The sequence below is a fragment of the Polaromonas sp. OV174 genome, from assembly GCF_900112285.1.
Taxonomy (GTDB): Bacteria; Pseudomonadota; Gammaproteobacteria; order Burkholderiales; family Burkholderiaceae_C; genus Polaromonas.
Genome location: NZ_FOKZ01000016.1, coordinates 93526 through 111565, shown reverse-complemented (window position 1 = coordinate 111565; position 18040 = coordinate 93526). Strand labels below are relative to the sequence as shown.

General features: G+C 62.6%; 18 protein-coding genes. 6 read left to right on the top strand and 12 right to left on the bottom strand.

Annotated elements, in window-relative coordinates:
* Positions 1–186: 186 nt before the first annotated feature.
* The 8 genes from fahA to BM160_RS15025 all read right to left on the bottom strand — a co-directional run bounded on the left by fahA (position 187) and on the right by BM160_RS15025 (position 7923).
* On the bottom strand, positions 187–1515 hold the full coding sequence (gene fahA / locus BM160_RS15065) for a fumarylacetoacetase (RefSeq protein WP_092007005.1): 1329 nt from the start codon (positions 1513–1515) through the stop codon (positions 187–189).
* Entirely contained in the window at positions 1515–2816 is a 1302-nt protein-coding gene (gene hmgA / locus BM160_RS15060; protein ID WP_092007004.1) for a homogentisate 1,2-dioxygenase, read from the bottom strand. Before hmgA ends, fahA begins: the two co-directional genes overlap by 1 nt.
* Before the next feature lie 22 nt (positions 2817–2838).
* Positions 2839–3297: a MarR family winged helix-turn-helix transcriptional regulator gene (locus BM160_RS15055; protein ID WP_092006991.1), complete on the bottom strand. Its 459-nt coding sequence runs from the start codon at positions 3295–3297 to the stop codon at positions 2839–2841.
* A gap of 2 nt (positions 3298–3299) precedes the next feature.
* Positions 3300–4274, bottom strand: a complete 975-nt coding sequence (locus BM160_RS15050) for a Bug family tripartite tricarboxylate transporter substrate binding protein (RefSeq protein WP_092006990.1) — start codon at positions 4272–4274, stop codon at positions 3300–3302.
* 55 nt (positions 4275–4329) lie between these two features.
* Positions 4330–4509, bottom strand: coding sequence for a hypothetical protein (locus BM160_RS15045; RefSeq protein WP_092007003.1), 180 nt, complete (start codon positions 4507–4509; stop codon positions 4330–4332).
* A 17-nt stretch (positions 4510–4526) separates the two neighbouring features.
* Entirely contained in the window at positions 4527–6158 is a 1632-nt protein-coding gene (locus BM160_RS15040) for an FAD-dependent oxidoreductase (RefSeq protein ID WP_092006989.1), read from the bottom strand.
* A 159-nt stretch (positions 6159–6317) separates the two neighbouring features.
* A complete protein-coding gene (locus BM160_RS15035) occupies positions 6318–6779 on the bottom strand; it encodes a CHRD domain-containing protein (protein ID WP_092006988.1) in 462 nt (153 codons plus the stop codon).
* A 475-nt stretch (positions 6780–7254) separates the two neighbouring features.
* A complete protein-coding gene (locus tag BM160_RS15025) occupies positions 7255–7923 on the bottom strand; it encodes a DsbA family oxidoreductase (protein WP_092006986.1) in 669 nt (222 codons plus the stop codon).
* A gap of 262 nt (positions 7924–8185) precedes the next feature.
* Between BM160_RS15025 and BM160_RS15020 the strand changes: the two genes are divergently transcribed.
* The 4 genes from BM160_RS15020 to BM160_RS15005 all read left to right on the top strand — a co-directional run bounded on the left by BM160_RS15020 (position 8186) and on the right by BM160_RS15005 (position 12535).
* Positions 8186–10132, top strand: a complete 1947-nt coding sequence (locus BM160_RS15020; protein WP_092006985.1) for a PhoX family protein — start codon at positions 8186–8188, stop codon at positions 10130–10132.
* A 349-nt stretch (positions 10133–10481) separates the two neighbouring features.
* Positions 10482–11225, top strand: a complete 744-nt coding sequence (gene fabG, locus BM160_RS15015; protein ID WP_092006984.1) for a 3-oxoacyl-ACP reductase FabG — start codon at positions 10482–10484, stop codon at positions 11223–11225.
* A gap of 153 nt (positions 11226–11378) precedes the next feature.
* Positions 11379–11954: a chromate transporter gene (locus tag BM160_RS15010; RefSeq protein ID WP_092006983.1), complete on the top strand. Its 576-nt coding sequence runs from the start codon at positions 11379–11381 to the stop codon at positions 11952–11954.
* Entirely contained in the window at positions 11951–12535 is a 585-nt protein-coding gene (locus BM160_RS15005) for a chromate transporter (RefSeq protein WP_092006982.1), read from the top strand. Before BM160_RS15010 ends, BM160_RS15005 begins: the two co-directional genes overlap by 4 nt.
* On the opposite strand, the gene BM160_RS15000 is transcribed toward BM160_RS15005, so the two are convergent.
* The 4 genes from BM160_RS15000 to BM160_RS14985 all read right to left on the bottom strand — a co-directional run bounded on the left by BM160_RS15000 (position 12528) and on the right by BM160_RS14985 (position 16126).
* On the bottom strand, positions 12528–13343 hold the full coding sequence (locus BM160_RS15000) for a TlpA family protein disulfide reductase (RefSeq protein ID WP_092007002.1): 816 nt from the start codon (positions 13341–13343) through the stop codon (positions 12528–12530). The two genes, BM160_RS15005 and BM160_RS15000, sit on opposite strands and share 8 nt — an antisense overlap.
* A 150-nt stretch (positions 13344–13493) precedes the next feature.
* Positions 13494–14243, bottom strand: coding sequence for a 23S rRNA (guanosine(2251)-2'-O)-methyltransferase RlmB (rlmB, locus tag BM160_RS14995; RefSeq protein WP_092006981.1), 750 nt, complete (start codon positions 14241–14243; stop codon positions 13494–13496).
* A gap of 98 nt (positions 14244–14341) precedes the next feature.
* Entirely contained in the window at positions 14342–15229 is an 888-nt protein-coding gene (locus BM160_RS14990) for an EamA family transporter (RefSeq protein ID WP_092006980.1), read from the bottom strand.
* Positions 15230–15385: 156 nt separating this feature from the next.
* Positions 15386–16126: an ABC transporter ATP-binding protein gene (locus tag BM160_RS14985; protein ID WP_092006979.1), complete on the bottom strand. Its 741-nt coding sequence runs from the start codon at positions 16124–16126 to the stop codon at positions 15386–15388.
* Between the two features lie 88 nt (positions 16127–16214).
* On the opposite strand from BM160_RS14985, the gene BM160_RS14980 reads away from it, so the two are divergent.
* A complete protein-coding gene (locus BM160_RS14980) occupies positions 16215–16871 on the top strand; it encodes an arylesterase (protein ID WP_092007001.1) in 657 nt (218 codons plus the stop codon).
* Complete coding sequence (mnmH, locus tag BM160_RS14975) at positions 16868–17926, top strand: tRNA 2-selenouridine(34) synthase MnmH (protein ID WP_092006978.1); 1059 nt, start codon at positions 16868–16870, stop codon at positions 17924–17926. Before BM160_RS14980 ends, mnmH begins: the two co-directional genes overlap by 4 nt.
* Positions 17927–18040 lie beyond the last annotated feature (114 nt).

Below are 18040 nucleotides of genomic sequence, written 5' to 3'. Positions count from 1 at the left end.
TATCTGGTGATGGAAAAATGGGCTACCTGAGATAAACGTTGGAGCTTGCGTATTGGCGGACTCCGCTCCGAGGTATTTCAGCAGCCTGCTAGCCCAGGTGTAGCTTGCGCAGAAAGCTATTAATTAAATAGCAATCCGATATCCCCAAAGCGGCCGGCCTTTGGTCGCCAAAGGCCGGCCAAGGCTTTAGCCGCGCGCTGCCAGCACCTGGCCCCGGCAGTCGCCAAAGCCTATGCGCCTGAAACCGCTGCGCTCGCAGTGGCCGCGAATGATGATGGCGTCGCCGTCCTGCAAAAAGGTGCGGGTTTCGCCATTGGCCAGCGTCAGCGGAGTTTTGCCGCCCGATGTGAGCTCCAGCAGCGAGCCAGCTTGCTCGGGCTTGGGGCCGGACTGGGTGCCCGAACCCAGCAGGTCGCCCGGCTGCAGGTTGCAGCCGTTGACCGTGTGGTGCGTCAGCATTTGCGCGACCGTCCAGTAGGCATCGCGGTAGCTGGACTGCGACAGGCGCTGCGGCGCCAGACCGGCATCGCGCATGGCCTGCGTCTCGATCAGCACTTCCAGCTCCACATCCAGCCCGCCCTGCTGGCGGTTGCTGGCTGAATCCAGGTAAGGCAGCGGCTGCGGATCGGTCTCTGGGCGTTCAAAAGACGCACGAAATGGCGCTAGTGCTTCCATGGTGACAATCCAGGGCGAGATCGTGCTGGCGAAGTTTTTGGCCAGAAACGGGCCCAGCGGCTGGTATTCCCAGGCCTGCACATCGCGCGCCGACCAGTCGTTGAGCAGCACCAGGCCAAAGGCGTGGTCTTCGGCGCGGTCTATGGCGATGGGCTCGCCAAGCGCATTGCCGCGGCCCACAAAGACGCCCAGCTCCAGCTCGTAGTCCAGCCGGTGACTGGGGCGCAGCTGAGGCACTTCCTCGTTAGGGCCTTTGGTCTGGCCCAGCGGGCGGGGAAAGGTCTGGCCGCTCACGCCTATGGAAGACGCCCGGCCGTGGTAGCCGATGGGCACCCACTTGTAATTGGGCATCAGGGGCTGGTCGGGGCGGAACAGCTTGCCGACGCTGGTGGCATGGTGGATGCCGGTGTAGAAGTCGGTGTAGTCGCCGATGCGGCAAGGCACGGCGTATTCGGCTTGGGCCTGGGCTACCAGGCAGGCTTGCAGGCTGGCCTGCTGGCTGCTGCCCTCGCTCAGGCCCAGGAACAAGGCCTGGCGCAAGGCCACACGGGCGCTGCGCCCCTGGGCCATGAAGGCGTTGAGCTCGCCGCGCTCGCAGCCATCCAGCGTGGCGGCGACATCGGCGGGCAAGGCGCCGGCGGCGCGTGCCGCCAGCAGATCCACGATCTGGTCGCCTATCGCCACGCCGGGACGAAACGCCTCCTGGCTGCCGGCGCGGCGAAACACGCCCAGCGGCAGGTTCTGGAGAGGGAAATCGCTGTCGGGCGCGTTGGCTGACGCAAGCCAGGCCTTGGCTGAGGCGTCGTGGGTGAAATCGAGAGTTGTAGCGGTCGGGCTCATCATGGGTTTCCTTTGAAGTTGTCTTTCAGGCCTTGCCAGCAATTGGCATAGGCCGCATCCAGCGCCCCGCCCTGCATGGCGTAAGCAGTCGGTACAAAGGTATAGCGGCTTTCAAACATGAAGGCCAGCGTGTTGTCCAGCTTGTGCGGTGCCAGTTCGGCGCTGCTGGCTTTTTCAAAGGCTTCGGTGTCGGGGCCGTGCGGCACCATGCAGTTGTGCAGCGAGGCACCGCCGGGTTTGAAGCCTTCGGGCTTGGCGTCATACTGGCCGTAGACCAGGCCCATGAACTCGCTCATGAGGTTGCGGTGGTACCAGGGCGGACGGAAGGTGTTTTCGGCCACCATCCAGCGCGGCGGGAAGATCACGAAGTCGCAGTTGGCCGTGCCGGGGGTGTTCGAGGGCGAGGTCAGCACCGTGAAGATAGACGGGTCCGGATGGTCGTAGCTGATCGAGCCTATCGTCATGAAATGCGCGGTGTTGTACTTGTAAGGCACCAGGTTGCCATGCCAGGCGACCACGTTAAAAGGCGTATTGGCCTGGGTCGTGGTCCAGAAATGGCCGCCAAATTTCTTGACGATTTCATAGTCGCCCGCCGCCGCCTCAAAGGCCGCCGTGGGGGCCAGAAAATCGCGCGCATTGGCCAGGCCGTTGGAGCCAATCGGGCCCAACTCGGGCAGGCGGAAGGCGGCGCCATAGTTCTCGCAAACATAGCCGCGCGACGGGCCATCGGGCAAGGCCACGCTAAAAGCCATGCCGCGCGGAATCACGGCGATCTCGCCCGGAGCGACCTCCAAGATGCCCAGTTCGGTGGTCAGCAGCAGTCGGCCCTGTTGCGGCACCAGCAGCATTTCGCCATCCGCATTGACAAAGGCGCGCTGCGTCATGGAACGATTGGCCAGGTAAACATGAGCGGCGATGCCGGTCTGTGCGTGGGCGTCACCGTTGGCAGCCACCGTTCGCATGCCGTCGACAAAATCCAGCGCCTCGGCGGGCATCTGGAACGGACTCCAGCGCAAGGGATCTGGCGGCACCACGACGCCGCCGGCGGCACCCGTGGTCCACAGGGCTTGCGCATAGGGCTGGTAGCCATTCGTCACCACCGAGGGCTGGCGCCGGTACAGCCAGGTGCGGCGGTTCTCGGCGCGCGGCGCGGTGAAGGCGGTGCCCGACAGCAGCTCGGTATACAGGTCATGGGGGGCGCGCTGCGGACTGTTGCGCCCCTCGGGCAAGGCGCCGGCAATGGCTTCGCTGACAAATTCGTTACCAAAACCAGACTGGTAACGCAAACTGGCTGTACTCATCAAATTACTCCCGGGGTGAAATTCATTCGTCTTGAGCGGCAGCACCATCGCCGCCCGCTTTGCACTGTGCAATCACGCGGTCAAACAAGTGGCTGAGCTGCTCCCGCTCGGCGTTGCTCAGCACGCCAAAAATTTCGTGGTTGCGCCGCTCCACCACCTGCATGGCGCGGCGCCATGCCGTGTCGCCTGCGGCCGTGAGCGTAAGCACCACGCCGCGGCCGTCAGTCGGACTGGCGGCCTTGCGCACCAGGCCCTGATCCACCAGCGACTGGGCGGCCCGGCTGGCCTGGCCCTTGTCCAGGTTGGCCTTTTGCGCCAGGTCATTGACCGACAGCGGCGCAAAAGAGCCCACCGCGGTCAGGCAGCGGGCAACGCTCATGGACAGCCCGGCTCCAGCCACAAAGGCGCGCTGACTTTCAATGTCGCTCAGCTTGTGCAGCAGGTGCAGGCGATAGGTCAGGGTCCGGTCAAGCTCGAACATGCTCAGTCCAGCTTGATGCCGCTGGCGCGAATCACCTGGGCCCACTTTTCACGCTCGGCCTTGGAATAGGCGGCCATCTGTGCCGGCGTGCTGGGGATGGGCTCCAGACCCAGTACCTGGAAGCGCGCCTTCACGGCGGTGGAGTTGAGCGCGTCCACCAGCGTCTTGTTCAGCTTGGCAATGACATCGGCCGGCGTGCCGGTGGGCGCTACCAGGCCTTGCCAGGCATAGGCCTCGAAGCCTTTGAGGCCTTGCTCGTTCAGCGTGGGAATGGTTTCAAAATTTTTCACGCGCTGCGGGCTGGCAATGCCGATGGCACGCAGGCGTCCGGCATTGATGAAGCCCATGCCGCTGGCCGTATCGACAAACATGAAGGGCAACTGGCCGCCGGCCACATCCTGCACCGCAGGTGCGGCGCCCCGGTAAGGCACATGGACCAGGTTCAGGCCGGTTGTGCCGCGAAACAGCTCGGTGGCCAGGTGGTGCGGGCTGCCCGCGCCCGGCGTGGCATAGCTGACGCCACTCTTCTGGGTCTTGGCCCAGGCCATGAATTCGGCCAGGTTCTTCACCGGAATGGCCGGGTTGACCACCAGAATCATGGGGAAACGGGCCAGCAGACCGATGGGCGCGAAGTCTTTTTCGGCGCTGTAATTCAACTTGGCGTACAGCGCCGGGTTGGCCGCCAGCGTGGCGGTGTCGCCCGTCAGAAGCGTGTAGCCGTCGGCTTTGGCGTGGGCCACATAGTCGGCACCGATGTTGGTGGCGGCCCCCGGTTTGTTGTTGATGATGATGGGCTGGCCCAGGGCCTGACCCATGGTTTCGGTCAGCGAACGCGCCACCACGTCGGAGCCACCGCCGGCGGGGTAAGGCACGACCCATTCAATCGGCTTGACCGGGTAGTTTTGGGCCGAGGCCGCGGTGGCGGCGAAAGCCAGCAGTGCCAGGGAGCGGCGGATGGTGGTGGGAAGGGCTTTCATGGAGTCTCCGGTGATGGTTTTAAGTGTCAAAACAGCGAACTTGAAACAGGTCAAATCAGGTCAGGGCCAGCCGTTCGGCCTGGGAAATCAAGGCCAAAGCCTCGGCGGCATCGGCCTGTCGGGTTATCAGCGCCAGCGACAGCGTCGCCAGAAACAAGGGCGCCTTGGCTTCGCCGACGCGGGCCGTGGCTTGCGCCAGCGCGGTGTAGCTTTGGTCGAGTTGGTGTTCGGTCATGGTGATCTCCAGGGGCATCAAAGGGCTGCGGCAGTCAGTGGTTTGAGCGCGGCCTGCACCGCCGCTGCGCTGCCCTCACGCCAGCGTCCCATCACATAGCCGTCGGGTCGTATCAGGTACATGGTGCCCTTTTGCGCGTCATAGCGCTCATGGGCCTGGCCGAGTTCATCCACCAGCGTCGTCACATCGGGCTCACCCTGGCGGGCGATGACGATCACCTTGAGCGCGGCGGGGCCGGCCAGATCTGGCCTGGCCAGGGCCTGCAGCGCCGCTGGCAAGCCAGGCTGATCGGCGAAATAAAGCAGCACAAATCCGGCGCCAAAGTGGGACGTCAGATGGGAATGCGCTCCTGAGGCGCGCAGCCTGGCCTCGGGCGCAGGCATGCCGGCGCAGGCACCGGCCTGGAAGGCTTGCTCTTGCGCTTCCAGGTTTAGCGGCGAGTTCAGATACTCCACCGGTGTGGATTGACGCGGGTTGATCAACGAGCTGACGGCCGGGTTTTCGGTGGTCAGGCGCAGCGCAGCCTCGCGCAGCAGCCTGAAGCCGTAGTCGGGCGGCGCCATGAATTCGGTGCTCTTGGCGCCGTAGGCGATGTTTTCGCGCGTGGCCTGCACGCGTTCGCTGGAATAGCTGTCCAGCAGCGAATCGGCCGCCAAACCCTGATGCACCAGCGCCAGCTTCCAGGCCAGGTTGCCGGCGTCGTCCAGGCCTGAGTTGAGTCCGCGCACGCCAAAAATCGGCACCAGATGGCCAGCATCACCGGCAAACAGCACGCGGCCGTGACGGTAGCTGGGCAAGGTCAGGCACTTGGCGTTGTAGATGGAAATCCACAGCGGCTCCCAAGGCTCGTTTTCGCCAATCATGGAGAGGTGACTTTGCACGCGCGGCAGCACGTTTTCGGGTTTCACCGCCTCCACCGGGTCTTCGTCATCACGAATCTGGTAGTCGATACGCCAGACATCATCGGGCTGGCGATGCATCAATATGGTCGAGCCGGGGTTGGACGGCGGGTCAAACCAGGCCAGGCGCTCCACCTCGCGCTGGGTTTTCTGCACCACGTCCACGATCACGTACTTGCCTTCGTATTGCGTGCCTTCCAGCTGCAGGCCGAGTTGCTCGCGCACGGTGCTGCGGCCGCCGTCACAGGCGACGACCCAGTCGGCCTGCACGGTGTGCATGCCGTCTTCGGCCTGAATCTCCACCTCGGCGCCGTCGGCCCGAGGACGCACAGCCGTCACCTTGCTGGACCAGCGCACATCGACCAGCTCGCCCTGCGCCAGCGCCGCCTTGTGGGCGTACTCCTCGGCGTAGTACTGCTGGATGTTGACCATGGGCGCGTAGCGCTGGGTTGGTTCGCTGGGCATCTGGAAATGCAGCACTTCGCGATCGCGAAAATAGCTACGCCCACCGACCCAGGACAGGCCTTTGTCGACCAGCGCTTGGTCGGCGCCCACCCAGCCGAGGATTTCCTGCGAGCGGCGCGACATGCAGATGGCGCGGCTGCCGGCGCAATAGCCTTCGTCGGCTTCGATCACCAGGCTGGCAATGCCGTAGCGCGCCAGCAAGGCCGCCAGCGTCATGCCGACGGGGCCGCCGCCGGCGATCAGGACGGGCACCTTGTTGGGCCAAGGCTTAGAGGATGGGTTCATGGGGATGTACCTGCATTCAAGAGAATCATATTGTTGCGAACGCAACTATACGAGCACTTGGTTGCGCCCACAACCACTTAAGACTAAGTGGTTTCCCTAGGATTTACCAGCCATATCGCGGCGCTTGCCGTCTGGAAACCGATCAAGCGCCATGCGCCATCAATAGCGCGCCGTCATCTGGCCGCGCACCTCACCACCGGGATTGGCCGCCGTATGAATATTGGCGTACCAGCGCCCGGCAATCAGGTCAGCGGCTTGTGCCGGTGTCAGCGTGGCGCTGCCTTCCATAGGGCTTTTAATAGGGCCAGCCCAGGGCAGGACCACGCCGGCATTGCTGCCTATGGCGGCGGGGCCATGGAAGTGGGCTGCCGTGGCGGGGCCGCTCAGCCCGGTGAAATTGACCTTCCAGCGCAGCAGATTGGTGTCCTTGTTAAGCACGGCATCTACCGAGCCTGAGCCCATGCTGGCATTGGGCGGAACCTCATTGGCAGCGCGCAGCTGCGTGGTGAAGGCCACCAGATTGGATTGCGGTTTCATCATGCCGCAGCCCGTCATGGCGGCCACAGCTGCCAGCGCGATGGCGGCAAGGGAAATACGGGTTACTTGGCGACGAGTCGGCATGGTCAGCTCCTGTTGGTTTTTGAATGATTTTCGGCGCCAGCTCTGGCCGACGGCTGTAGGACAACACCGATAACCGCCACGGCTCGGCATTCACTGACAGGCGCAAGGTCTACTGGCCGGCAGACAGCAACGCCCTGCCCTCGTTATATTGTTGAGAATTGTTTTGCAGAAGCAATGACGGGTGGACGCCATCAGCTCAAGCGCCATGGCTGCCCAGCCAATATGTACACACCGATGAGTGGCCACAGGAGTGATGTCCTATGAAACCAATCTTGCCCATGGTCTTGGCTATGGTCTTGTTAAGTGGGTGCCCCGATTCCCAGGTGCCCAAGATACCGCCTCATGTGCCGCAGCCCAAGGCAGTGACGAATGCGCCCCACGCGAAACAATTTGAGCCAAGCGAATACTCGAGTGCTGCGCCCGCTGTGGAGCGGCTCATGCCCAGGCCGTCAATAACCCTGAAAGCAAAGTACTCCTAGGCGGCCGCGGCGATCTGGCGCAAGGCCTGCTCAAACACCTCGGCAGGCTGGCCGCCGGAAATCAGATGCTTGTCATTGATGATGACGGCCGGCACCGAGCGAATGCCCTGCGACTGGTAGAACTGCTCACGTTCGCGCACTTCGTCGGCATAGGCGTTGGAGGCCAGCACTTCGCGGGCACGCTCCACGTCCAGGCCAACCTCACCGGCCACGCGCAACAGCACCTCGTGCGAAGCCGGGCTCTGGCCATCGGTGAAATAGGCCTTGAACAAAGCCTCTTTCAGCGCTTTTTGTCGCTCGCCCCCTTCAAGCTCGGCCCAGTGCAGCAAACGATGGGCGTCAAAGGTGTTGTAAATGCGGCTGCGCCCGCCGCCTGGCTCATCGGCCATGCTGAACTTGAAGCCCACTTGCTCGCCACGGGCGCGAATATTTTCGCGGTTGGCCTGGGCCTGCTCTGCCGTGATGCCGTATTTTTCGGTGATGTGCTCGGTGATCTCCTGGCCTTCGGGCGCCATCTGGGGGTTGAGCTCAAAGGGCTGGAAATGCAGCTCGGCGCTGATGTCCCCGGCCACGCGCTCCAGCGCTTGCTCCAGCGATTTAAGGCCTATCGCACACCAGGGGCAGGAAACATCGGAAACAAAGTCGATCTTGATTGAGGTGGTCATGCAAAGCAGTCCTGAAATAGTCCGTACAAAAGTGATTTTGTACATGAAGCGACTCAGGTGGTGATGGCGTCCCGACTATTCAAGGCCTCCACTGACGGGTAGCAGCGCCTGGTTTGGCCCGGGTGACTTTCATGAAACCGTCACATTGGTTTTCTAACATCCAGCAGCACAGGCCGGCAGGCACATCACTGGCACGCCCAGCCGCAGCGCCGCTCAGCCTGTTTGCACACGATCACCGCATTCAACAAGGACTCCCAGAATAATGAGCACACCCACTCTCCCCACACGCCGCAGCGCCCTGAAGTTCCTGGCCTCTGCTCCCATGCTGCCGCTGGGCGCGCTGGCATCCGGCTCGCTGCTGTCGGCCTGTGCCACCAGCTCGGGCACGGCGGCTGCGGGCAACTATCTGTCGTCCAGCTTCACCTCCATGGCCGCGCCTTCGCTGGCCAATGCCGCCGCCATGGCCACCACCACCGTGGCCTCCAGCCTCAAGGTCCAACTCAAGGACCAGGGCACGCGCGACTACCAGCTGGCCTACGAAACCTTCTTCGTCACCGGTGACATGGTGCCCAACGGCAAAGGCGGCCAGACCCTGGCCGGCGGCTACTACAACATCCTGAACCAGCCCATCATGGACAACTCCGTGCCGGCCAAGGCGCGGCACTTCTTCTCGGACAGCCCGGATGGCACGTCGCTGCTCAAGCTGCCCAAGACCAGCGTCAAGGGTGTCAAGGGCAATGCGGTGTTTGCCGTGGTGCAGTTTGAATACGCCACGCGCGATAACGCCGGCAAAGATGCCTACGGCATGCTGCCCTCGCCCATCGCCGTGCTGACGCTTGACCAGGACAAGGCCACCGGCAAGCTCAGCCTGGTGTCGTACCACAACGTGGACACCTCTTCCGTCAATGGCCTGTGGATCACCTGCGGCTCCAGCCTGTCGCCATGGAATACCCACCTCTCCAGCGAAGAATACGAGCCCGACGCCCACTTTGCGGCCGAGGACAAGATGTTCCAGGCCTATAGCAAGAACCTGTTCGGCGCCGCCGGCGTTGCCAACCCTTATCACTATGGCCACATGCCGGAAGTCACCGTCAACCCTGACGGCAGCGGCAGCATCACCAAGCACTTCAATATGGGCCGCATCTCGCACGAGCTGGTGCAGGTCATGCCGGACAACCGCACCGTGCTGATGGGCGACGACGCCACCAACAGCGGCCTCTTTGTGTTTGTGGCCGACAAGGAAAAAGACCTGTCCGCCGGCACGCTGTACGTGGCCAAGCTGGGCAGCGGCTTCTCGGTAGACCCGGCAGCGGCAGGCGCTTCCATCAGCTGGATCAAGCTCGGTCACGCCAAGAGCGCGGAGATCGAAAAAATGGCCGACACGCTCAAGCCCTCGGACATCATGACGGTCAGCAAGACCGACCCCAATGACGCCAGCTTCACCAAAATCTTCTACAACGGCGCGGCCAACTGGATCAAGGTCAAGCCCGGCATGGAAAAGGCCGCAGCCTTCCTGGAAACCCATCGCTACGCCTACCTGATGGGCGGCAGCATGGGCTTTTCCAAAATGGAAGGCACGACCGTCAACATCAAGGACAAGATCGCCTACTCGGCGCTGCAGAACATCCAGGACTCCATGGTCAAGACCGGCAAGGGCTGGAATGCGGCCAGCGGCATCGCCCTGGACAAACCCCTGGTCGCCGGTGGCGTGATGGCCCACAAACTGGCGGGCGGGCAAAAAGACCTGGGCGGCAGCGCCATCAACAGCGAATGGATGCCGGTGCACACCAAGGCCCTGCTGATCGGCGAGGACATCGCCCCCGACGCGCTGGGCAACAAGGCCAACCCGAACAAGGTGGCCAATCCCGACAATCTGAAGTTCTCGGAAAAAATGCGCACGCTCTTCATCGGTGAAGACAGCGGCTCGCATGTCAACAACTTCCTCTGGGCCTACAACGTCGATACCCGCCAGCTGTCGCGCCTGATGTCCATGCCGGCGGGCGGCGAAGCCACAGGCCTGCATGTGGCGGACGACCTCAATGGCTGGACCTACATCATGAGCAACTTCCAGCATGCCGGCGACTGGAACGCCCTGCACAGCAAAGTGCAGGCCACGCTGGACCCACTGGTGCGCGCCAATTACAAGGACCGCTTCGGCGCCGCCGTCGGCTACCTGACGGCCAGCCCAAGCAGCATCAAGCTGGCGTAAAGATCAAGCCGGCCATGCCGGCTGACAGCGGCATCTTGCGCTGAAGCAGACAAACAAGCGGGCCCATGGCCCGCTTTCTGCTTTTTAAGTAGAAAAGGGTTGTAACCCTTTAGTGGTCAGCGTATGAAGCTATTAAATTAATAGCATTTAACACCCAGGCGCTGCACGCAAGCCTTTACAAGCAGTCGCGGCCCCGGGCCATTTACACAAAGCAGCTGCTTTGCAAAATGCATATACTGCAGCAGCTTTTTCCATCCAAGCATGACCGTGGCCCTTCTCCGGGATGGCTCCAGGCTACCCGCCCGTCTGCTGATGTGCGCCCTCTTAAACCCAAGGACATTTACTTCCCATGCCAAGACTTCAGAACAAGGTCAGCCTGATCACCGGCGCCGCGCAAGGCATAGGCCTGGCCACCGCGCGCAAATTCGCCCAGGAAGGCGCCATCGTCATCGTTTGCGATGTGAAGCCGGACGCGGTCAATGCGGCGGTCGAGCAGTGCCAGGCGCTGGGCGCCCAGGCCGTCGGCTACCTGATGGACGTGACGCAGCGCGCCATGGTCGATGCCGTGGTGGACAAGGTCAAGGAGCGCTTTGGCCGCATCGACGTGCTGGTCAACAACGCCGGCATCACGCAGGATGCGCGGCTGCAAAAGATGACGCTGGAGCAATTCGACCGCGTCATCGACGTCAACCTGCGCGGCGTCTTTCATTGCGCGCAGGCGGTGAGCGACATCATGGTGGCGCAAGGCCAGGGCGTGATTCTCAATGCCAGCTCGGTGGTCGGCATTTACGGCAATTTCGGCCAGACCAATTACGCCGCCAGCAAATTCGGCGTGATCGGCTTCACCAAGACCTGGAGCCGCGAGCTCGGCCCCAAGGGCGTGCGCGTCAATGCCGTGGCGCCCGGCTTTATTGCCACGCCCATACTGAGCACCGTCCCCGACCAGGTCATGAAGGAAATGGAGGCCCGCGTGCCGCTCAAGCGCCTGGGCCAGCCGGAAGAAATCGCCAATGTCTACGCCTTTTTGGCGAGCGACGAGGCCAGCTATGTGAACGGCGCGGTGATCGAGGTGTCGGGCGGCATGTCGGTCTGAGCCGTTGCCGCCCCGTTTCATGATATTTAAGCAATTTAGGCCGTTTGTGCATACTGGTTGGGCGGCAGCAGCTACTATTTGTATAGCAAACTTCTGGCAGGAATTTCTCTTGTTCAAGCTTTTGCCCGTCAGCCCAAACGAGATAATTGCCGCATGAATTCCCTGCCCACGCCAGACCATCCACAACCCCAGTCGCTCAGCGATCTGTTTATTTCATTCACCCTGTTGGCCCTGCAGGGCTTCGGTGGCGTGCTGGCGGTGGTGCAGCGCGAACTGGTGGAAAAGAAACGCTGGATGACGCGCGAGGAATTCATTGACGACTGGGCCGTGGCGCAAATCATGCCCGGCCCCAATGTGATCAATCTCTCCATGATGGTAGGCTCGCGCTACTTTGGCCTGAAGGGCGCGCTGGCGGCACTGGCTGGCATGCTGACCGTGCCGCTGATGCTGGTACTGCTGCTGGCGCTGGTGTATGCCGAGTTCGCCGGCCACCCCGGCGTGGCCGGCGCGCTGCGCGGCATGAGCGCCGTCGCCGCCGGGCTGATTGCGGCGACTGGCCTGAAGCTGTTTGGCGCCTTGCTGAAAAACGCGCTGGGTTTGCGTCTTTGCGTGGCCTTTGGCGCGCTGTGTTTTGTGGCCATCGCGCTGCTGCGCTGGCCGCTGTTTTACGTGCTCTTCGGCCTGGGCAGCCTGGCTTGCGTGCTGGCCTTCCGAAAGCTCGCACCATGAACGAGCCGCTGCAACTGGCTTTTGGCCTACAGCAGTGGTTTGAGCTGTTCACGCATTACCTGACGCTGTCGCTGCTGTCGATAGGCGGGGCCATCACCACAGCGCCCGACATGCACCGCTTTCTGGTCGAGCAGCAGCACTGGCTGACCGAAGCGCAGTTCAATGCCTCGATTGCCATCGCCCAGGCCGCGCCCGGCCCCAATGTGCTGTTTGTCGCCCTGCTCGGCTGGAATATCGGACTGAATGCGGGCGGCATGTTAAGCGGCCTACTTGGTGTTGCCGTGACCATGCTGGGCATTTTGCTGCCCAGCACGCTAGTGACTTACGCCACCTCCCAATGGGGTCACCGCAACCGCGGCCTGCGGGCGGTGCGTGCCTTCAAGCAGGGCATGGCGCCCATCGTTGTGGCGCTCTTGATCTCCACCGGCTGGATTCTGGCCGCGGCCAACGGCAGTTCGCTGAAAGACTGGCCTGTCTGCTTGCTGACGGCGGTCACCGCCCTCATCGTCTGGCGCACAAAGATTCACCTGCTCTGGCTGCTGGGCGCTGGCGCCTTGCTGGGCTGGATGGGCTTTATCTAGCCCCCAGCTGTTGCAGCTTGCTGGCCAGCGATGCCGCCGACAGCTCACCCAGATGGGTGTCCACCAACCGGCCCGAGGCATCGTAAAACAAGGTGGTCGGCAAGGCCCTCGAACCTATGCTTTTCCCCAGCGCACCAGCCGGATCGAGCACCACATTGGCCAGCACCAGCTGACTGGTGGCCAGATAGCGCAATGCCGGCCCGGCTTCTTCCCCCTGGTTGGCAAAGACAAAGCGCACGCCCGGCGTTTGTTGCTGCGCAGCGGCCAGCACCGGCATTTCGCGGCGGCATGGCGGACACCAGCTGGCCCACAAATTCAGTACCAGCGGCCGGCCCTGTGCCAGGCCGGCCAGATCGACGCTTTGACCCGACAAGGCGGTTAAGGCCACCTGGGGCAACATCGCCTGCTCCGGCTGATTCAGGCGCAGCGCAGCATTCGTGCTGCCCCATACCAGAGCGCCGGCCAGCAAGCCCAGCAGCAAGGGCTTGCGCAAGGCGGGCCGGCGCCGACCCTGCCAGAGGGCGACCAGAGCGGCGGCCAGCACGCCGGCCCAGGCGCTAAAGCCGCCATCGCGAATGTCCAGCACGCCCCATGGATCGCTGCGATAGACCTCAAACCAGAGAGCCACGAAAGTCAGGCGTGCCACCAGAGCGCCTATGAGCAGCATGTCAGACAAGGTGGAACCTATGCCGCCCGCGCCCTGGCGCCGGCCCAACAGATGACCCACCGCCAGCGCGCACAAGAGCGCCGCCAGCAGTGTGAGCTGGCCCACCGACACCGGAAATGGGCCGACATTGACAGTAAGCATCTTCAATCCTTCAGCCGCGCAGGCCAGCGCCCGGCCAGGCGGCATTCAAACCGGCAAGCTCAGGTATCCACAGAGAAACACAGGGAGTCATGGCGACGCAGGGCTGATGCCAGGCCAGTGCTGCCGGCACCACCCGCGTCAAGAATGCGCCTAGCGGCGCTGGCGCAAGGCCTCGTACAGGCAGACGCCGCTGGCCACAGAGACGTTCAGGCTTTCCACCGCGCCCAGCATGGGAATGCTGACCAGCTCGTCGCAGGTCTTGCGCGTGAGCTGACGCATGCCATCGCCCTCTGCGCCCAGCACCAGGGCCACCGGGCCTTTCAAGTCCACGTCGTAAATCGTCTTTTCGGCGTCATCACTGGTGCCTATGCACCAGATGTTGCGCTCTTTCAGCTCGTTCAAGGTGCGGGCCAGATTGGTCACCATGAAGTAAGGCATGGTCTCGGCAGCGCCGCTGGCGACCTTGGCCACGATGGCGCTGATGCCGGCCGCGTGATCCTTGGGCGCAATCACGGCATGGGCGCCGGCGCCGTCGGCCACGCGCAGGCAGGCGCCCAGGTTGTGCGGATCGGTCACGCCGTCCAGCACCAAGAGCAGCGGCTGGGCCACGCCCGAGGCTTCCAGGTTTTCAAGCAGCTCGTCAAGCGAGGTGACCTGGGCCACTGCGTCCACGCGCGCCACCACGCCCTGGTGGCCGTGGCTGCCGCACATCTTAGCCAGGCGCAGGCCATCAGACTCGATCAGCCTGACACCGGCTTCGCGGGCCCGGTCGGTGAACTGGCGCATGCGGGCGTCGCGGCGTGAGGCATCAAAAAACACTTCCAACACCGACTTGGGTGCGGTTTTCAGGCGCACGCCCACGGCATGGAAGCCAAAAAGAACTTTGGGAGAAGAAGACATGCAGGGATTATCGCTGCTGACCCACAAGGCGAGATTCGGCCTACACTGACGGGGGCTACAACCGGCCCAGAACCTTCCGCATGGCCGTGAACGGCACGCTACATCACGACGTCTGATGCCGCGCTTTTCGGAGCCACGCTGCGCGCTGTCACAGAACTGCCGACGGCGGCCATCATGATGCAGCCAAGCGCCAGCCACTGCAAACCTGTGAGGTGTTCGTCGAGCAGGAACAAACCCAGCAAGGCCGCGACCGCAGGCTCCATGCTGGTCATGATGCCGAAGGCTTGCTGCGGCAACCGCTTCAAGGCCATCATCTCCAGCGAAATCGGAATCGCGCTTGAGATGGCGGCAACGCCAAGCCCGAACAGCAGAATATGCGGGTCCAGCAAGGCACTGCCTGCATGCCAGATGCCAAACGGCACCACGGTGATGGCCGCGACCGTTAAGCCCAGCGCCACCGAATGCCCGGCGTGCAAGTGACCCACGCGCTTGCCAAAAACGATGTAGGCGCCCCAGCATACGGCCGCAGCCATGGCGTACATCACCCCTTCAGGGTCGAGGCTGACCACACCATGACCTAGTGGCAACAGCAATCCCAGACCCAGGACGGCCAATATCAGCCAGACAAAATCAACCGGCTTGCGTGAAGAAAACATAGCCACGGCCAGCGGACCCGAAAACTCGATGGCCACCGCCACGCCAAACGGGATGGTGCGCAGCGACATGTAAAACAGCAAATTCATAAGGCCCAGCGTGGCACCGTAGCGCACGATGGAGATCGCATCGGCACGCGAAAGCGGCCAGCGCCAGGGACGCCACAGCGCCAGCAACAGCAAAGCGGAAAACCCTACGCGTAGCGCAGTGGTGCCGAGTGAGCCCACCAGAGGGAAAAGTTGTTTGGCAAAAGAGGTGCCAATGCCCAAAGCCGTCACCGAGCAAAGCACGGCCAGCAGTGGCAAAACATTCGAAAATCGACGCAAAATCATCCCTTGAACGTAAGCCGCGCGAGGTGGTGGAGCATGCGTGAGTGACATGAAAAGGGGCTAGTCATGCATGCGTAAGTCGTCTCGCTGGCGGATTATTTTGCTATGCATTTTATAGCGACATGGCCCCATGAAATGTGATCTAAATTTATTGAATCATCACCGTACGGCGTCAGGCACAAGCCGCCCTGCCTCTATGGTGATGCGCCGTTCGCAGCGTGCGGCAATCGCCGCATCGTGCGTCACCAGCACCAGCGTTGTGCCCAGCTCCTGGTTGAGCTCAAACATCAGCTGCATCACGGTTTCGCCGGTGGCGAAGTCTAGGCTGCCGGTGGGTTCGTCGGCCAGCAGCATGGCCGGCTCGACCACAAAGGCGCGCGCCAGCGCCACGCGCTGCTGCTCGCCGCCCGACAGCACCTTGGGATAATGGCCCAGGCGCTCGCCTAGACCGACTCGCTTGAGCATGTCGCTGGCCAGCGCACGGGCATTTCGCTTGTTGGCCAGTTCCAGCGGCAGCATGACGTTTTCCAGTGCCGTCAGATTGCCCATCAACTGAAAGCTCTGAAAGACGAAACCCACCTTCTGCGCTCGCAGGGCGGCGCGGTCGTCTTCGCTGATGGCGAACATATCTTGGCCGGCCAGCCGCACCGTGCCCTGGGTTGGCGTGTCCAGCCCGGCGATGATGGACAGCAGCGTGCTTTTGCCGGAACCGGAAGCGCCGACAATGGCGGCGGTTTCGCGCGCATTCAGGGCAAAGTCAATATCGCGCAAAATGGTCAAGGTGCCGGTGGAATCGCTCACCGACTTGAAAACATGCTCAACGGAAATAATTGGAGAGTTGGACGGCTTGGGCGGCGTTGAGGAAACGTCGCCACGGACGGAAACTGCGGGTTCAAACATGTCAGCCTTATCAGAAAACTTGAAATTCGCCTTATCGGCTTTTGCTGACTGTAGCAAGCTTGGCCTGGCGCGGCGAAAGTCCGTGCCAATGCACAGGATTTGGCCCTTGGGCGCGCTGCTGTTCGCGCTCTGGCTGGGCGCCGGAGTCCCGGCACAGGCCCAGAACAGCGCCAGTGCCGCCAAACCGCCCAACACCATCTTGGTGGTGGGCGACTCGCTGAGCGCCGAATACGGCCTCAAGCGCGGCACCGGCTGGGTGCCCCTGCTGGAGAAAAAGCTGCTCAGCGAAAAGAAGACCGCCACCGTCATCAACGCCAGCATCAGCGGCGACACCACCTCGGGTGGGCGCTCGCGCCTGCCGGCCCTGTTGGCGCAGCATCAGCCGGCCACGGTGGTGATAGAGCTGGGCGGCAACGACGCGCTGCGCGGCCTGCCGCTGGACATGACCGAGAAAAACCTGACGGCCATGACCCAGGCCGCCAAGAAAGCCGGCGCCAAGGTGCTGCTGGTTGGCATGCAGGTGCCGCCCAACTATGGCGCGGCCTATGGCAATGGCTTTGCCGGCCTCTTTCCCAAAATCGCCAAGGCCGAAAAAGTGGCGCTGGTGCCCTTTCTCCTCAAAGGCATTGCCGATGTCGACGACTCGGTATCCCGCTTCCAGGCCGACCGCATTCACCCCAACGAACAGTCACAGGCCGGCATGCTGGCCAATGTGTGGCCAGAACTGAAGAAACTTATCCCGTGAGCCTAGACCGTATCTCCGCTGAGCAAGCGCTCAGCACACTCGGCAGTTTTTCCGCCGTGATCGATGCCAGAAGCGAAGGCGAATACGCCGAAGACCACCTGCCCGGTGCCATCAACTGGCCCAGCCTGCATGACGAGGAACGCAAAATCGTTGGTACCCAGTACAAGCAGATCAGCGCCTTCGAGGCCAAAAAGCTGGGCGCGTCGCTGGTCGCCAAAAACATTGCCGAGCATATCCAGCGCGAGGTGCTGGACAAGCCCAAGGAGTGGCAGCCGCTGGTCTACTGCTGGCGCGGCGGCAAGCGCAGCGGCTCGCTGGCCTTGATCCTGGACCAGATCGGCTTCAAGGTGACGCTGGTGGACGGCGGCTACAAGGCCTTCAGGGCCGCCCTGGTGGCCGACATACCGCAACTGGCGGCGCGCCACCAGTATCGGGTGGTGTGCGGCCCTACCGGCTCGGGCAAGACCCGTTTGCTGCAGGCCCTGGCCGCGCACGGCGCGCAAGTGCTGGACCTGGAAGCGCTGGCGCATCACCGCAGTTCGGTGCTGGGCATGATTCCCGGCTTGGCCCAGCCCAGCCAGAAGGCCTTTGACAGCCGCATCTGGGCCGCCCTGCGCGGCTTCGACCCTTTGCTGCCGGTCTATATCGAAAGCGAAAGCAAGAAAGTCGGCAATGTGGCGGTGCCCGAAGGTCTGATCACGGCGATGCGCGCCAGCCCTTGCCTGAATCTGGAACTGCCCGAAGACGAGCGCGTGGCGCTGCTGCTGGAGGACTATGACTTTTTTGTTCAGAACACCGAGTTTTTCTGCGATCGCCTGGCGGCCCTGACCGAGGCCCGCGGCAAAGCCACCGTGCAGGACTGGCAGGCGCGGGCGCGCAGCGGCGAGCTGGCTTCCGTGGTGCGCGAATTGCTGGTGCTGCATTACGACCCGGTCTACCTGCAATCCATGCATCGCAACTTCACACAATATGACTCGGCGCAGCAGCTTTCGCCACGCGACCACAGCGTGGCCGCCATGAGCGAGCTGGCGCAGTCGCTGCTGGCCAAGGCCTGAAATGCAAAAACCGCCATGACTGCTGACAGTGATGGCGGTTTCTTGGCAAATTCGCTATTAAATAAATAGCGTTATGCGATCATACTTAAAGGGCTAGAGGCCTTTTTTGACGAT

What these genes read in the sequence shown, in the direction of transcription:
- fahA (WP_092007005.1), bottom strand. Translation starts at nt 1,515, where the DNA reads ATGAGCCCGACCGCTACAACTCTCGATTTCACCCACGACGCCTCAGCC.
- hmgA (WP_092007004.1), bottom strand. Translation starts at nt 2,816, where the DNA reads ATGAGTACAGCCAGTTTGCGTTACCAGTCTGGTTTTGGTAACGAATTT.
- BM160_RS15055 (WP_092006991.1), bottom strand. Translation starts at nt 3,297, where the DNA reads ATGTTCGAGCTTGACCGGACCCTGACCTATCGCCTGCACCTGCTGCAC.
- BM160_RS15050 (WP_092006990.1), bottom strand. Translation starts at nt 4,274, where the DNA reads ATGAAAGCCCTTCCCACCACCATCCGCCGCTCCCTGGCACTGCTGGCT.
- BM160_RS15045 (WP_092007003.1), bottom strand. Translation starts at nt 4,509, where the DNA reads ATGACCGAACACCAACTCGACCAAAGCTACACCGCGCTGGCGCAAGCC.
- BM160_RS15040 (WP_092006989.1), bottom strand. Translation starts at nt 6,158, where the DNA reads ATGAACCCATCCTCTAAGCCTTGGCCCAACAAGGTGCCCGTCCTGATC.
- BM160_RS15035 (WP_092006988.1), bottom strand. Translation starts at nt 6,779, where the DNA reads ATGCCGACTCGTCGCCAAGTAACCCGTATTTCCCTTGCCGCCATCGCG.
- BM160_RS15025 (WP_092006986.1), bottom strand. Translation starts at nt 7,923, where the DNA reads ATGACCACCTCAATCAAGATCGACTTTGTTTCCGATGTTTCCTGCCCC.
- BM160_RS15020 (WP_092006985.1), top strand. Translation starts at nt 8,186, where the DNA reads ATGAGCACACCCACTCTCCCCACACGCCGCAGCGCCCTGAAGTTCCTG.
- fabG (WP_092006984.1), top strand. Translation starts at nt 10,482, where the DNA reads ATGCCAAGACTTCAGAACAAGGTCAGCCTGATCACCGGCGCCGCGCAA.
- BM160_RS15010 (WP_092006983.1), top strand. Translation starts at nt 11,379, where the DNA reads ATGAATTCCCTGCCCACGCCAGACCATCCACAACCCCAGTCGCTCAGC.
- BM160_RS15005 (WP_092006982.1), top strand. Translation starts at nt 11,951, where the DNA reads ATGAACGAGCCGCTGCAACTGGCTTTTGGCCTACAGCAGTGGTTTGAG.
- BM160_RS15000 (WP_092007002.1), bottom strand. Translation starts at nt 13,343, where the DNA reads ATGCTTACTGTCAATGTCGGCCCATTTCCGGTGTCGGTGGGCCAGCTC.
- rlmB (WP_092006981.1), bottom strand. Translation starts at nt 14,243, where the DNA reads ATGTCTTCTTCTCCCAAAGTTCTTTTTGGCTTCCATGCCGTGGGCGTG.
- BM160_RS14990 (WP_092006980.1), bottom strand. Translation starts at nt 15,229, where the DNA reads ATGATTTTGCGTCGATTTTCGAATGTTTTGCCACTGCTGGCCGTGCTT.
- BM160_RS14985 (WP_092006979.1), bottom strand. Translation starts at nt 16,126, where the DNA reads ATGTTTGAACCCGCAGTTTCCGTCCGTGGCGACGTTTCCTCAACGCCG.
- BM160_RS14980 (WP_092007001.1), top strand. Translation starts at nt 16,215, where the DNA reads ATGCACAGGATTTGGCCCTTGGGCGCGCTGCTGTTCGCGCTCTGGCTG.